General features: G+C 47.1%; 17 protein-coding genes and 1 other annotated feature. Of the genes, 16 read left to right on the plus strand and 1 reads right to left on the minus strand.

Annotated features, from left to right (window positions below; translation table 11 throughout):
* Positions 1 to 62 precede the first annotated feature (62 nt).
* From AC1DE7_RS05285 to AC1DE7_RS05325, 9 genes are all read left to right on the plus strand, one after another.
* Complete coding sequence (locus AC1DE7_RS05285) at positions 63 to 476, plus strand: YlbF/YmcA family competence regulator (protein WP_197997748.1); 414 nt, start codon at positions 63 to 65, stop codon at positions 474 to 476.
* A 209-nt stretch (positions 477 to 685) separates the two neighbouring features.
* Positions 686 to 1,090: a PaaI family thioesterase gene (locus tag AC1DE7_RS05290; RefSeq protein ID WP_036609249.1), complete on the plus strand. Its 405-nt coding sequence runs from the start codon at positions 686 to 688 to the stop codon at positions 1,088 to 1,090.
* A 78-nt stretch (positions 1,091 to 1,168) separates the two neighbouring features.
* Positions 1,169 to 1,972, plus strand: a complete 804-nt coding sequence (locus AC1DE7_RS05295; RefSeq protein ID WP_036609248.1) for an NUDIX hydrolase — start codon at positions 1,169 to 1,171, stop codon at positions 1,970 to 1,972.
* A gap of 67 nt (positions 1,973 to 2,039) precedes the next feature.
* Entirely contained in the window at positions 2,040 to 2,597 is a 558-nt protein-coding gene (locus AC1DE7_RS05300; protein WP_036609245.1) for a cysteine hydrolase family protein, read from the plus strand.
* 197 nt (positions 2,598 to 2,794) lie between these two features.
* On the plus strand, positions 2,795 to 4,249 hold the full coding sequence (locus AC1DE7_RS05305; RefSeq protein ID WP_036609243.1) for a nicotinate phosphoribosyltransferase: 1,455 nt from the start codon (positions 2,795 to 2,797) through the stop codon (positions 4,247 to 4,249).
* A gap of 397 nt (positions 4,250 to 4,646) precedes the next feature.
* On the plus strand, positions 4,647 to 5,153 hold the full coding sequence (locus AC1DE7_RS05310; protein ID WP_477533851.1) for a hypothetical protein: 507 nt from the start codon (positions 4,647 to 4,649) through the stop codon (positions 5,151 to 5,153).
* The gene (locus AC1DE7_RS05315; protein WP_477533852.1) at positions 5,143 to 5,301 is read left to right on the plus strand and encodes a PLDc N-terminal domain-containing protein; all 159 of its coding nucleotides are present in this window, start codon (positions 5,143 to 5,145) and stop codon (positions 5,299 to 5,301) included. Before AC1DE7_RS05310 ends, AC1DE7_RS05315 begins: the two co-directional genes overlap by 11 nt.
* A gap of 111 nt (positions 5,302 to 5,412) precedes the next feature.
* Entirely contained in the window at positions 5,413 to 6,432 is a 1,020-nt protein-coding gene (locus AC1DE7_RS05320) for an oxidoreductase (protein ID WP_127543724.1), read from the plus strand.
* 74 nt (positions 6,433 to 6,506) lie between these two features.
* A complete protein-coding gene (locus AC1DE7_RS05325; RefSeq protein WP_127543722.1) occupies positions 6,507 to 7,061 on the plus strand; it encodes a hypothetical protein in 555 nt (184 codons plus the stop codon).
* A gap of 76 nt (positions 7,062 to 7,137) precedes the next feature.
* On the opposite strand, the gene AC1DE7_RS05330 is transcribed toward AC1DE7_RS05325, so the two are convergent.
* Positions 7,138 to 7,656, minus strand: coding sequence for a MogA/MoaB family molybdenum cofactor biosynthesis protein (locus AC1DE7_RS05330; protein ID WP_076318539.1), 519 nt, complete (start codon positions 7,654 to 7,656; stop codon positions 7,138 to 7,140).
* 171 nt (positions 7,657 to 7,827) lie between these two features.
* Between AC1DE7_RS05330 and AC1DE7_RS05335 the strand changes: the two genes are divergently transcribed.
* From AC1DE7_RS05335 to AC1DE7_RS05365, 7 genes are all read left to right on the plus strand, one after another.
* A complete protein-coding gene (locus tag AC1DE7_RS05335; protein ID WP_315371007.1) occupies positions 7,828 to 8,946 on the plus strand; it encodes a CobW family GTP-binding protein in 1,119 nt (372 codons plus the stop codon).
* A gap of 73 nt (positions 8,947 to 9,019) precedes the next feature.
* Complete coding sequence (locus AC1DE7_RS05340) at positions 9,020 to 9,355, plus strand: four-helix bundle copper-binding protein (RefSeq protein WP_036609230.1); 336 nt, start codon at positions 9,020 to 9,022, stop codon at positions 9,353 to 9,355.
* A gap of 178 nt (positions 9,356 to 9,533) precedes the next feature.
* Positions 9,534 to 9,824, plus strand: a binding site (T-box leader).
* Positions 9,825 to 9,888: 64 nt separating this feature from the next.
* Positions 9,889 to 11,619, plus strand: a complete 1,731-nt coding sequence (argS, locus tag AC1DE7_RS05345; RefSeq protein ID WP_282321832.1) for an arginine--tRNA ligase — start codon at positions 9,889 to 9,891, stop codon at positions 11,617 to 11,619.
* 6 nt (positions 11,620 to 11,625) lie between these two features.
* Positions 11,626 to 12,681 carry an ATP-binding cassette domain-containing protein gene (locus AC1DE7_RS05350; RefSeq protein ID WP_477533853.1) on the plus strand — a complete coding sequence of 352 codons (1,056 nt, stop codon included), beginning with the start codon at positions 11,626 to 11,628 and terminating at the stop codon, positions 12,679 to 12,681.
* Complete coding sequence (locus AC1DE7_RS05355) at positions 12,678 to 13,388, plus strand: hypothetical protein (RefSeq protein WP_477533854.1); 711 nt, start codon at positions 12,678 to 12,680, stop codon at positions 13,386 to 13,388. The genes AC1DE7_RS05350 and AC1DE7_RS05355 overlap by 4 nt, the downstream gene beginning before the upstream one ends.
* A gap of 99 nt (positions 13,389 to 13,487) precedes the next feature.
* A complete protein-coding gene (locus AC1DE7_RS05360; RefSeq protein WP_053061520.1) occupies positions 13,488 to 14,033 on the plus strand; it encodes a hypothetical protein in 546 nt (181 codons plus the stop codon).
* Positions 14,030 to 14,656: a YdcF family protein gene (locus AC1DE7_RS05365; protein WP_477533855.1), complete on the plus strand. Its 627-nt coding sequence runs from the start codon at positions 14,030 to 14,032 to the stop codon at positions 14,654 to 14,656. The genes AC1DE7_RS05360 and AC1DE7_RS05365 overlap by 4 nt, the downstream gene beginning before the upstream one ends.
* Positions 14,657 to 14,687: the final 31 nt, after the last annotated feature.

Here is a 14,687-nt window from a genome sequence, read left to right on the forward strand (position 1 = left end):
TCATCTCATAGAATGGAGCGATTTCAGTGGCGCAGGAAGAAGTGCAGTACAACCATTATGGAATGCCAACCTACGATACGCGCAATCTGGTCATACGCGACGACATTATGGGAAAAGCCAAAGAATTGGCTGATATGCTCGGAACGAGTGAGGAAGTTAGACAGTTTCAACAGGCTGAAACCAAAATTCGGGATCATGAGCGCATCCAGCAGTTGATTGCAACGATCAAGAAAAAACAAAAAGAGATTGTTGCTTTTGAAAGCTTCAAAAATGTGGAGATGGTCAGCAAAATTGAACAGGAAATTGAAGATCTGCAAAGCGAACTGGACAGTATTCCATTGGTTACGGAATTCCAGCAGAGCCAGAGCGACATCAACTACTTGCTTCAACTAGTGATCTCTGTAATCCGGGATACGGTTTCTGAAAAAGTAAACGTGGAGGCTGGAACGGATTCACCTCCGACCAGTTGCGGTTAAATGACGGAAGGGTGCGGACGCTGTCCGCGCCTTTTTTGACATTACATAACCGTTAATGTGGAGTGGCTATCGCCAAGTACTCGGAATATAATTCCAAGCAAAGCTCCACGCTGTGGGGTTATTTTGTGTGGCGCGGCTGATTTTTAATGATAAAGGCACATGACATCAAGAGAGCTTGATACGTACAGTGAATAAAGGAGAAATGAATAATGAGTATTTTGGACAAAATGGTGGAAGACGGAGACGGACGATTCTGGGGATTTCTCGGCTGTCGTTATATTAAAGGAGACGGAAAAGAAGTACAGATTGCGTTGACAGCAGGCGAACATCATACCAACTCCATGGGGATTATTCATGGGGGTGTATTGACTTCACTGATGGACCAGGCGATGGGTATGGTTGCAACAGCAGCAATGGAAGTAGACGGCTGTGTGACAACAAATCTGAACGTACATTTTCTTGCACCAATGAAACAAGGGGAATTAACGGTGACAGCTACGGTACTGCATCAAGCAGGACGCAGTGTTACGACTCAATCGGAGGTTCGTGATGCATCGGGCACGTTGGGATGTATGGCTACGGCGACATTCCGCATAGCACGCCCGAGAACGTAATGCATGAATCCTGCGGTTGACAAAAGATATTATTATGTCATAATGAAATTATCAAAATGAAAATAGTCGGTGGTGCCCATGAGCGAAAACTACGAACACTTCAATGCAGAGAGCGACGAACAAGCAGCACGTGCTTATAGTTCCCAAAAATATCGTACCCCCGATGGTGTTCCTGCGGATATCGTTATGTTCACCTTAACCAAGCGGGAGCGCAAGACGGTGACGAAGACACTTCCCATTCGGGAACTGAAAGTGATGCTGATCAAGCGCAAAGGCTGGCCTTTTGCAGGCAGATGGGCATTACCCGGTGGATTTTGTCAGGAGAATGAATCCATCTACGGTGCAGCTAAGCGTGAGTTGATGGAAGAGACAGGTGTAGACGGTGGACATCTGGAATACTTGAATGTATACAGTCAGCCGGGTCGTGACCCGAGGGGCTGGATTATCTCACACGCATTTTTCGCGCTTGTAGAAGAATGGATGCTGGATCAACGCCAAGCGGCAGATGATGCTGAGGATGTTGGGTTGTTCACGATTCAGGAGGCGCTGCAAGAACTGGAACTGGCCTTTGATCACAGAACAATCATTGAAGATGCTTATCGACGTATTCAACAGCAGATGCTGGAAACGACGATTGCTCGTCAGTTCCTGCCACGTGATTTTACATTAAGTGAATTATATCAGGTTATTCAAAGTGTTGTACCGGATTTTGAAGAACCAAACTTCATTCGCAAGATTACGTCAACCCGCAGCCGTAAAGGCATTGTGGAAGAAGTAAGAGATGAAGAGGGGAACCTGGTGAGTTCCAACCAGTACTCGCAGCGTCCGGCGCAGTTATATCGTTTTACAGAACTCGTACCACGCCTGTCCATCTACACGTAATAAGGTGTAGATGTGTCAATCTGATTGAATCAGGATCAACCATTTCTGGGCTAAGGGAGTGTTGACGATGAAAGCACTGATTGTCATTGATTTTACGAAGGATTTTGTGACAGGTTCTTTGCCTGTAGGTCAGCCAGCAGTAGAGATCGAAGAGACGATTGCAGCTGTAACCGAGGCCTATTGTAAGAACAAACATGAGGTAATCATGGCTGTGGATCTACACGAAGAGAATGATCCGTATCACCCGGAGACTGTACTTTTCCCACCTCATAACATCAGAAATACGGAGGGAAGACAGTTATATGGTCGTCTTGCCCAAGTGATGGAAGAACGGAAAACAGATATACAGTGGATGGATAAGACGAGATATAGTGCATTCTGTGGGACCGATCTGGAACTCAGACTGCGTGCACGTGGTATTACGGATATTGCACTGATTGGGGTATGCACGGATATTTGCATATTGCATACCGCAGTGGACGCTTACAATAAAGGTTTTCATATTACGGTATACGAAGATGCCGTTGCCAGCTTCAATCCGGCAGGGCATGAGTGGGCACTTGGACATTTTCGTTCCAGCCTTGGTGCTTCGGTGGTTAAGGCGAGCGAGACAGTCTTGGCTTAATTTACTCCATAGTCATGTTTGGTTGACTCCATGTTAGGAACCGGATGAATGTGGTGAATGGTGTATAGAGTTTTTTACGGGAGACTTGTTTGTTTAATACGGATGAACAGAATCATGAAGAATGAGTCTCCATATGTTAACCCGTGTTCACAGATGAAATCTGGGGGCACGAGCGGAAGTCAGAGAGGATGAGACAAATGCAGACAACTAGCCTGGCTTTACATACGGATAAATATCAGATCAATATGATGTACGCCCATTGGGTGAATGGTACTCACAAGCGGAAGGCGGTATTTGAAGCCTATTTCCGTAAACTTCCTTTTGGTAACGGATATGCGGTATTTGCCGGATTGGAACGTATTGTGAACTATATCAGCCAGCTTCGGTTTACGATGGACGACATCAAATTTTTATCCAAACAAGAGGAAAATTACGATCCGGTCTTTCTGGAAGAGTTGCTCCAGTTTTCATTTCAGGGGACGATTCATTCCATGAAGGAGGGTGCAATTGTTTTCCCTGACGAACCGCTCATTCGGGTAGAAGGCTCCATTATGGAGACTCAATTGGTGGAGACGGCGATACTTAACTTCATGAATTATCAGACGTTGATTGCAACCAAGGCTTCGCGGATCAAACAGGTAGCACAACAGGATACGTTGCTCGAATTCGGCACACGGCGTGCGCAGGAAGCGGATGCTGCCATCTGGGGCGCACGTGCCTCGTATGTAGCAGGCTTCGATGCAACGTCTAATATGCTGGCCGGAGAGCGCTTTGGGATCCCAACAGCAGGTACACATGCCCATTCCTGGGTACAGAGCTTTATGAGCGAACAGGAGGCCTTTGACGTGTATGCCAAAGTGTTGCCTGATCAGGTTACACTGTTGGTTGATACCTTTGACACATTGAACAGTGGAGTACCTCACGCCATCAAAACAGCCAAGAAGTTGGAGAGCCAAGGCAAAAAGATGAATGCGATTCGTCTCGACAGTGGTGACCTAGCGTACTTGTCGATTCAGGCACGTCAGATGTTGGATGAGGCTGGGCTGGATTATGTGAAAATTGTAGCATCCAATGATTTGGATGAAAATACGATTTTCAACCTGAAGGCTCAAGGAGCACGGATTGATACATGGGGTGTTGGTACACAGTTGATTACCGCTTCTGACCAGCCATCTTTGGGTGGAGTGTACAAATTGGTGGAGCGTGAAGTGGACGGTGCCATGTTGCCTACGATCAAAATATCTGCCAATCCTGAAAAGGTGTCCACTCCAGGTAAAAAGGAAGTGTTCCGGATCATTGATCCGAAACATGGCAAAGCGATTGCAGATTATATCTGCTATCCAGAGGAAGAGCAGCCGCTACAGGGCGGACCGCTCAAGCTGTTCAACCCGCTACACCCTTACCTGAAAAAGACGGTTACCCGCTACGAAGCGGTCAATATGCTGGAGCCAATCTTTGTGAATGGACGTAAAGTGTATGAACTGCCTAATCTGGATGAGATTCGTGCGTATCACCGGGAACAGATGAACCTCTTCTGGCCTGAATACCAACGGAAGCTCAACCCGGAGATCTACCGTGTGAACATCAGCCCTGCGGCATGGAATATGAAGCAGAAGCTCATTGCGGAACATGTGAAATCCACAGAGGAATAATTCACACATAAGAATTACAGAGAGGCATAACCAGTGAGGTATACTGGCTTATGCCTTTTTGCTGCCTATAGAATGTATACGTTCTTAGCGGAGTTGAACGATTCGATGATTGCAAGCAAAATTTCCGCTATACGCGTTCTGTCTTCTGTGAAAGTACGTCGATAGTTGATAGACGTTATTCTTATATGATCCCGATGAGGTGGACCAGTGATGTAAGAAATCTCATGGACAGACTGCCAAGGTAGCAGGCTATACTGGAAATAGTCATGCCCAATTCAAGAGGTTGTAGGGGAAAAGCAGTAATTATTTCTCGGGAAAGCGCACGAGACGCCAAATTCTGCATCGCATTGTTTCAATCCCGCAGCTGTAGGGGATGAAAGTAAGAGGAGGTGCAGACATGAGATGGATATTAGGACTGGTCTGGATCGCTTTTATTGCCTATGCAGTGTTGTTGGCACCAGGGCAGTCACCTGGAAGTGATCCGATATTCAAAGAACTGATCACCCTGCAAAGCAAAGAGCCTTGGTTACTTACGGTATTTTCGTGGTTAGGTATTTTCCCGGCAGTTTATGTCTGTATGCTGTTAAGAACATCTGTGAAAGAACGAGGTGGCCGTGTACCGGCTTGGCCTTTTGTCATACTTTCTTTCGGACTGGGTGCTTTTGCCCTGCTTCCCTATTATGCATGGTCATCATCCGCAAATAGAGCTTCGGGTTACGCAAACTTACATTTTGGTCATCAGCGGGAGGCGGGAATTGGACGGGTAGCAGCCCACAAACTGACGCATGTCGTCCTTCTGCTGTTAACGCTGGGGGGCAACATTCTATGCCGTGACGCAAGGTCATCCGGCTGTATATATGGAAGCATTCAATCAATCTGCCTTTGTACATATCATGACGATTGATTTTGTACTGCTGACCTTACTTTCCATGATTGCGATATACAGGGATACTAAAGTGAGTCGACGTTCAGCAGCTTGGACCGCGGCAGGCATCATCCCTATTGTGGGTCCACTAATCTATCTGTTGACGCTCAGGAGAGACAGAGTTTGATCATCAATATTTGAAGGATTCCATAGGTAAACGGAGCCGTTAAGCCTGAATGCGAACAATTCATGTGCTTAATGGAAAAATATATAAAATCCAAAAGAGGAGTGGCTATAGATGAAAAACCATTTTAACGCATATGTTGTCCGTAAAGAAGAACAGGGCGGAGTGAAAGCTGCTATAGAGCAATTGAAGAAGGAAGATCTGCCAAATGGAGATGTAACGGTACAGGTGCAGTATTCCAGTGTCAATTATAAAGACGGACTCGCTACCCTTGACAAAGGCGGTGTCGTTCGTGAGTACCCGATGGTACCGGGAATTGATCTGGCCGGAACGGTAGAAGAGTCGGTAAGTGGACGTTTTGCACCAGGAGATCGGGTGATCAGTACAGGATTTGAACCTGGCGTATCCCATTACGGAGGGTACAGCGAGTATGCGCGTCTGCGCAGTGAATGGCTGGTACCTCTGCCACCAGGTCTCAGTGAGAAAGAGGCCATGGCAATTGGAACCGCAGGATTTACGGCTGCACTTTCGGTAGATGCGCTGTTACAGGCTGGAGTGACACCGGAGATGGGCAAGGTTCTGGTTACGGGTGCAACGGGTGGTGTTGGCAGTATGGCAGTAGCGATTCTGGCGAAGCTTGGCTTTGAAGTAACAGCCAGCACAGGCAAGAAGGAGCAGGAGGAGCCATTGCTTAGAAACTTGGGAGCCTCAGAGGTCATTACTCGTGAAGAAGCTGATACTCCAGCTAAAGGAGCGATGGGGAAACAGCTATGGGCGGGAGTTGTTGATCCAACAGGAGGACCGGCTCTTGCGGAGCGATTAAAACAGATTCAATACGGAGGTGCGGTAGCGGTATCCGGGTTAACTGGAGGCACAGCTTTTGAATCCACGGTACTTCCGTTTATTTTGCGTGGCATCCAGCTTATTGGTATAGACTCTGTATATTGTCCGATGGAACGTCGGGAACGATTGTGGAAACTGCTCGGGGGAGAATGGAAACCGGAGCGCGCACTGGAACTGGGAATCCGGGAGATTTCTCTAGATCAATTGTCTCATACGCTAGAGACGATACTCCAAGGTGGTGCAGTAGGTCGTACGGTGGTCAATACAATATCAGATCTGCCATCCGCATAAGATTCTAAGTCCTTAGACATGCTAATTCTACCTGATTGGGTCACAGTACACGTGGCTGGAAAGGAAGGATTGGCATGTGGTTTGGTAGAAAAGGCCGAAGTCTGGTTGGAAGAACAATGAAGTCGGTACTTGTAAGTGGCGTGTTGATCACGAGTGTCTGGTCCCTGGTGGCTTGTTCGGCATCATCCATTGAACAGGAGCGGAAGGTCTACACCCGCGAAGCGACAGATGAAGGAAATGTGCGGGCACAGAGTCAAGGACACGGATTAAACGGTGAATTGGTGAGTGAGATCAGTAAGAGTTTTGAAGCAAAAGGCATTCAACTTATGAATAACATGTCTGCCGATGACGACCATGGCGGGATCTCTTATATGTATTTGTTGAATGGAAGTGGCAGACACATCGTGAAAGTCCATATTTTCAGTGATGCGACAACCCGGGCGGCCAGCATGAAACAAATGTATAGTGAGAATCGTGATGAGGCTGTCTTGGAGAATGCGCTTGGCCGGACAACGATTCGTAGCAAAGGGTACGTCTCACTCGTTTATACAGCTTCCGGTGGGGAAAAGGACAAGTATGAACAGGATGTTATGCAGGTGTTCCAACATGTGTTGGGGCAACTAAGGTAAGAGAAGATGGGAGCACAGAAAACTTTCAATCCTTACCGTACAGCTGAAAATAAACCCGAAAAACCCGTCTGATCTTTCAGACGGGTTTATATATTTCACGCATGACATGCCGCAACTCGGGCAGAATGAGTTTTTCCATGGCCAATTTGACAGCTCCTTTGGAACCCGGCATGGAGAATACGGCTGTGCGTCCAATCGTTCCAGCGACGGCTCTGCTCAGGATGGCAGCGGAACCGATATCTTCAGTGTAACTGAGAAAACGGAAGATCTCACCAAAGCCCGGGAGTTCCTTGTCGAGTAGTGAGGATACTGCTTCATAAGTTGTATCTCGGGGTGCAATCCCTGTACCGCCGCTCAGTAGCACGGCTTCAATATCATCACGAACAGCTGCATCTTGCAGGATGCTTCGAATGTTCTCCGTTTCATCTGGTGTGATGATGTATTCAACAATCTGATAACCCGCTTCATTCAAAAGCTGGTGCATGAGCTGGCCACTGGTATCGGTGTCTTTAGTTCGTGTGTCAGACACTGTAACAATCATGCACGATACCCTGTCAGGGGCTTCCTGGCGATGTTGTTCCACTGAATTAGTCATGAAACTTCCTCCTTCAATCAACATGTCCTCATAGCATAGACCATCCGGTAGAATCAGGCAATGTACTGTGGGAGAGTTGAACGTTATTGCACAACGAATGCGGGATGGTGTACACTCGCTAGATATAGATAGATCAGGTTACAAGAAGGACAATCAGAGAGGTGTATACGCATGAATGAAACGATTTTAAAAGAACAATCCATACCTGTATATATACTGTCAGGTTTTTTGGGGAGTGGCAAAACAACACTGCTTGTTCAGTTGATCGAACATTGGCAACAGCAGGGTTTGCGTCCCGCAGTGGTTATGAATGAGTTAGGCGAAGTTAATCTGGATGGTCAGATTGTGGATTCCACCGTTCCAATGACTGAGATGTTAGGTGGATGCATCTGTTGTACCGTACGTGGTGACTTGGGATTGCAACTTGCTGATCTCGTTCAAGAGGAATCACCGGATGTGATCATCATTGAAGCCACCGGTGCGGCGAATCCAATGGAGATTCTGGATGCGGTAACGGAGACCTCACTCTACATGCGACTGGAACTGAAAAGTCTCATTACTGTTGTGGATGCAGCACATCTGTCTGGTCTGTATCAGGAGCAGAAGGGGCAGACCTTCAAGCTAATGCAGGAGCAGATTCGTTGTGCGTCTGTGCTTCTCTTGAACAAAACGGATCGGGTGAGTGCACAGGAACTGCAGGATCTGGAGCAGCTTTTGGCAAAATGGAATGGCTTCGCCCCTGTAATTCCTACGGTGAAATGTGAGGTAGAGATGGATCTGTTGCTTCGCAGCGGGGCAGACGTGCATGTACGTGATTCAGCTTCTGAAGCAGACAAGCCAGCTCACCAAGAGCATCATGTGCATACGGAAGCCTGTGGTACACATGGCTGCAATCATGGTCATGAACATACAGATCATACACTCCAAGGCGATGATACGAATACTGACGCATCCCATAGGCATGTCCATGCCCACAGTCACGAGCATTCCGCTCCTCATGCATCACACGAACATGTCATGGTGTATACGCATTATTTCAGTCATCCGGTGAACAGCGAAGCATTTGAACAATTTGTATCTGCTTTGCCACGAGACGTGTATCGAGCGAAAGGTATTTTATCGTTTAGTGACACGGCGAGCCGTTTCTGGTTCCAGTATGCCTACCGTGAATCGGATTACATGAAGATCACACCTCAGGGAGATGTCCCTAATGTTGCTGTGTTTATAGGTGAACATTTTGACCAAACTGTCATTCGTGACCAATTACTGGAATTGGAAGCGATAAAGTAGGTTAGATGATTCAATATTCCTCCGAACTGGGTATTAAGATGCATAGCAAACTATGCCTGGGAGGTAACTTTAAATGACACAACAACAATATCAACAATGTATCGATGCTTGCCTGGAGTGCATGAATGCATGCAACGTATGTTACATATCGAGTCTGAAAGAATATGATCTGGCGATGTTGCGTGATTGCATTCGTTTGAATCGGGAATGTGCGGAGATCTGCAGTTTTGCTGCACAAGCGATGACACGTGGAAGTGATTTCATTGCTGAAATATGCGAATTGTGTGTGAAAGCTTGTGAAGCTTGCGCCGCTGAGTGTGGCAAACACCACCATGATCACTGCCAAGCATGTGCAGAGGCTTGCCGCAGATGTGCAGAAGCTTGCCGGTTGATGGCAGCAGTAGCGTAAATATTATTTCACTGGAATATATAACTAAACCGATAATGACCGTTGTCCCCTAAGGGAAGGCAGTGAACACAAGCATCTGAGACGATGTGCCTATGTGTTGCCTTTCAGTAGGGGATTTTTAATGCAGGTTGCCAAGTCTGATCGTGGTATGTATAATGATGGCAATGAATTGAATTGAAGAATATCAATGATCGGGAGAGTAGCCAGATCCATACATGACAGCGAGCCGGGAGAGGTGGAAGCCGGTATGACATGACCTGAGTGAACCGCACCCGTGAGATGGTTATCCGAAAAGATGTGCGTATCCCGATTGGGATAGACCATATCTGTCTGAGGGTAACCCGGCTTGCGACCGTTATACGCATCGAGCGGAACAGTTTTACTGGTATGCATGTTGATGCATATTAGGAGTAGCCTGTTCACCTAGAGTGGTACCGCGGGAACTGTTAATTCAGCTCTCGTCTCTTATTTAGAGACGAGAGCTTTTTTGTGTTTAATTTCAGCCAATAATGAATGGATAAGGAGTGTTTGACATGTTGATGAAGCAGGCTGCGGCCGATATTACCCCTTTAACGGGTTTGAATGAAGAAGAGGTTCTGAGATTACTGGAAGTCCCACCACAGGCGGAGATGGGTGATGCAGCATTCCCTTGTTTTGTATTAGCGAAGTCATTAAAAAAAGCACCGGCAGTCATTGCGACCGAGCTCGCAACGGGATTGCAGGCATCTGGAATTGAAGCGACTCCCGCCGGGCCGTATGTAAATATCCGTTTCAATCGGGAGAAGCTCGCGCCGAATCTGCTGAAAGAACTGGGGAATGCGGCATTTGGTAAGCTTCAGCTTGGTCAAGGTTCACGTGTTGTAATTGATATGTCTTCCCCTAACATCGCAAAACCCTTCGGAATTGGACATTTGCGTTCTACTGTAATCGGTGCAGCACTGTATCGGCTGTATAACGAAGCGGGTTATACCTCCGTAAGTGTGAATCACTTGGGAGACTGGGGAACCCAGTTTGGCAAGCAGATCGCAGCGTACAAACGGTGGGGCAATGATGAAGCGTTGCAGGCAGACCCGATCCGTACGTCCCTGGAACTGTATGTGCGCTTCCACGATGAGGCGGAGAACGATCCTTCTCTGGAGATTGAGGCACGCGAGTGGTTCCGCAAGCTGGAGCAAGGGGATGATGAAGCACAGCGGTTATGGGCGTTCTTTGTGGAAGTGAGCATGAAGGAATTCAACCGGATGTATGAACGCCTGAATGTACAGTTCGACCATACGCTGGGAGAAAGCTTTTACAATGACAAGATGGGCGCAGTGGTTGAAGAACTGAAGGCAAAAGGTTTACTTGAAGAGAGTGATGGTGCACTCGTGGTACGTCTGGAAGATGAGAACATGCCCCCATGCCTGATTATCAAAAAAGATGGAACAACAATCTATCCTACTCGGGATTTGGCTACGGCAGTTTATCGTCATGGGGTGATGAAGGCAGATCGGTTGTTATACGTGGTCGGAGGCGAGCAGAAGTTACATTTCCGGCAGGTATTTGCGGTCCTATCCCGGATGGGTCATGAATGGTCTGCGAAGTGTGAACATATCCCGTTTGGATTAATGCGTTTTGAGGGACGGAAAATGTCTACCCGCCGCGGTAAAGTCGTCTTTTTGCAGGAAGTGTTGGATGAGGCAGTTGCTCGTGCTTTGCAAATTATTCAGGAGAAAAACCCGAATCTGGAGAACCCTCAGAAGGTGGCTGAGGCGGTCGGTGTAGGGGCCATTGTCTTCGGTGATCTGCGTAATAATCGGTTAAACGATGTGGATTTCTCCTTGGAGGATGCGGTGAGTTTTGAAGGAGAGACCGGACCTTATGTGCAGTATACCCATGCCAGGATTCAAAGTGTGCTTGCCAAGGCAGAAGAGGCGATCCGCGTGGAAAATGAAAACCCTTTGACTAAACCCAACCTTGCGGAAGGTGAGAATAACACAGTAACCACTCTATCCCCTATCGGAGATACCTCATGGGCATTGCTGAAACTGCTTGGTGATTATCCCGAGTATTTGGAAAAAGCGATTCATCGGAATGAGCCTTCGGTCATTGCCAAATATACTATAGATGTCGCTCAAGCATTCAACCGTTTCTATCACGCAGAACGGATTGCGGATGCGTCATCTGATGTAAGATCCTTCCGAGTGGCATTGGCCAAACGGACTGCCGAACGCCTCGCGTACAGTTTACATTTGCTAGGTGTGCAAGCTCCAGAGCGGATGTGATCCCAGGTGATATGGAGTAAACGTGGACTTTTCAAGAAAGCCAATCAAGATGTACCAGACTCATTAGGTCGAGGTATGTTGCTTCAACGAGTGAGCAAGCGATTAGGTAATGCTCAAGTACTTGATGAAATTAATCTGGAAGTGAAGCAGGGAGAATGTGCTGTACTTATTGGCAGAAACGGTTCTGGCAAAAGTACGTTGCTACGTATGTTGGCAGGTATTTTGTTACCCGATACAGGATCGATCCAGCGCACAATGAAGGGTTCTGATGGGTATGCAGTAGATGGCCTGCCACGTTTACCCTTTACTTCTGGAGAGTACTTGTGGGACATGGGACGGATTCGGGGCATTCGCCCCGAAATACTGCGTGGGCGGATTAGAGAACTTAGTGAACTTTTATATCTCGATACCGCGATCGATCAGAAGTTACCCTTATTATCCAAGGGCACATTGCAAAAAGTAAATTTGATTCAGGCCCTGTTACCTGGACCGGGTGGACTTTTGCTGCTGGATGAACCTTTATCAGGCTTGGATATTCCAGCTCAAGAGGGCATTGTATCCTTATTGGGGCAATGGAAGAATGAAGGGACATCCATCGTTACAGCTTGTCATGAACCGTTGCTAATTGAACGTTTGGCAGACCATGTGATTGTGTTGAAGAAAGGCAGCGTGCTCCGCTACTGGAGTCGTGAAGATATACTTCAAGCTGGCGAACCCGTTGTACGTATTCAAAGTCTGACGAAAGCTGGAGAGGATCTGGTTAACGATCTATCTATTGTACAACAACCGGGAGTGCTGTCTTTAGTTCGTAATACAAGCTCAGGGATATCCAATGTTTGGTTGTGGGATTGGAAAGTAGTTCAACAATCAACAGATGATGTCCTCAGAATGATTCTGGCTTCCGGAGGTTCGGTTGTGTCTGTACAACAGGAAGAAAGTCAATTACATATGGAAAGTCTGCTGGAAGGACAACATCCAGCTGTACATGCGAGTCGTGAAGGTGTCACAGAATCTGTGGACTTAAGCTCTTCCATGGATGATGCGGGGGGAGAAGTCAAATGATCTATCTGACCCGATATTTGTTAAGGCATCACATTCGCTCACAGAAATATTTTGCACCGGTTATCTTTTATATCATCGCCATGCTGCTGATCTATTCCTACAAACCCAACCCTATTGCGGACAGTTACAGTGTTACGGCTATGCTGTTATTTCTGGCAGCTGCTTGGCTCGGAGTAATGGTGATGAATACCGAACCTGCAAAGCAGTATCAATTACTTGTCCTTCATACAGGAAGCAGGTGTAAAGTTGTATTAAGTCAACTCATCTGTGCCTGGATAATGCAATTCATGCTCACCGCAATCACTGTGCTGTATCCCGTGTTCGCTGGGATGTTCGAGAGACAACCCACAGGTGAGGAGTGGATGATGACTTGGTTAGGACATTTGGGGTTATCACTGCTGGGATTAGGCATCAGTGTATTTTTTCAAAAATCGTACATTCCCTTGCTTAGTCGAAGTATGCCTGCTCTCATTATTGTATTATTACTATCGTTTATCCAAGGTTCCTTAAGTGAACGTTTGCCTGAATCGTTAGAATGGCTTGGCCGCATTCTTCCACCAGCCTTTTATCTGGTTCGTGAGATGATGTTATTTGATGAATCAAAGATGGACTCTTTTGTTTCGGTTATGCTGTGGACTGAGCTCTATGCATTAGGGTTACTAATCATCCATGTGTGGCTGTCCGGAAGAAGAGATCTGCGGAGTTAGAAGACGCGCTTCCCGATAACTTGAATGTTGCTCTTGGTTTGGTTAGGATAGAGGGACATGGAATGGTTAACATTGTACGGTTGAAGGGGGCGCTCGCATATGCAAAATACAGATATCCAGAATGGTGACATGCTGGACAGCGAACACTCCAGGGAATTGTTTGCCTATTACGGATTGGCAGTGTACTACGGGCAGGCGCTTGAACAGCAGCTGGTCAATCTGATTTTATTAATGAAAATGTCTCAGGGCAAAGCCGTGTCTGAAGAGGATCTGGAAGATCTGTACGAACGAAAGATGAGCAGTTCACTGGGGCAGCTCATTCACGAAGTGCGCCATCATTTTACATTCTCTGAGGAAGAAACTCGCCAGTTGAATGAATTATGGCAGCAACGTAACCGTATTGTACATCATTATTTCAAGGAACGAATCCATGAGACATTCAGTCCGGAAGGACGATCACGTATGATTAAGGAATTGGAGGATTTCAAAGACCGTGCACAGGAGTTGGAGATCCGTCTTCAGCAATATACGGGTGCCTGGATTGCAGAGCTTGGTCTGGATGCCGAATCCGCAGCAGCTCTGCAAACGCTGGAGCGTATGCATACCGAGAGTATGCAAGCAAGGGCTTTGGAAGAGGATGAATGACAAGCAAACGGATAACGAAACGCTGGATATTAATGACGGCTCTGGCTGTAGTATTGGTTGGAATCCTGTGGACTGTGGTTACAGCAATCCGTATATCTGCATATACGGATGAGGATTCATTCAGGATATCGGACGCAGCAATCATTCTGGGCGCAGCCGTGGCGGGGGATAACCCTTCACCTGTATTTCGCGAACGTATTGAACACGGGATTGAATTATACCGTCAGGGTACCGTTCGTAATCTGCTTTTCACAGGTGGATCAGGTGATGATGGAGAACATACGGAAGCTGAAGTGGGTCAGAAGTATGCCATCGCACATGGAGTAGATCCTGCGGACATTCGCATCGAGACCAAATCCAGAATTACCGAGGAGAATCTGGTCAATTCAATTCCAATTGGTGAACAAGCCGGTTATCAAACCTATACGATTGTGAGTGATCCATTACATATGAAACGGGCCATGAAGCTGGCTGCCGGACTGGGCATGGATGCTGTACCCTCTCCGACACGAACTACGGCTTATCGAACCTGGCGCAGCAAGTTTCCTTTTCTCGCAAGAGAGACCGTGATGTACATGGGATATACGATCAAAGGATGGATAGACAATCCGCAGCAGCCATGAGGCTGCACGCGGATTGTTTTTTTGTCTGGAC

This window comes from Paenibacillus sp. 10L310 (genome assembly GCF_056395745.1).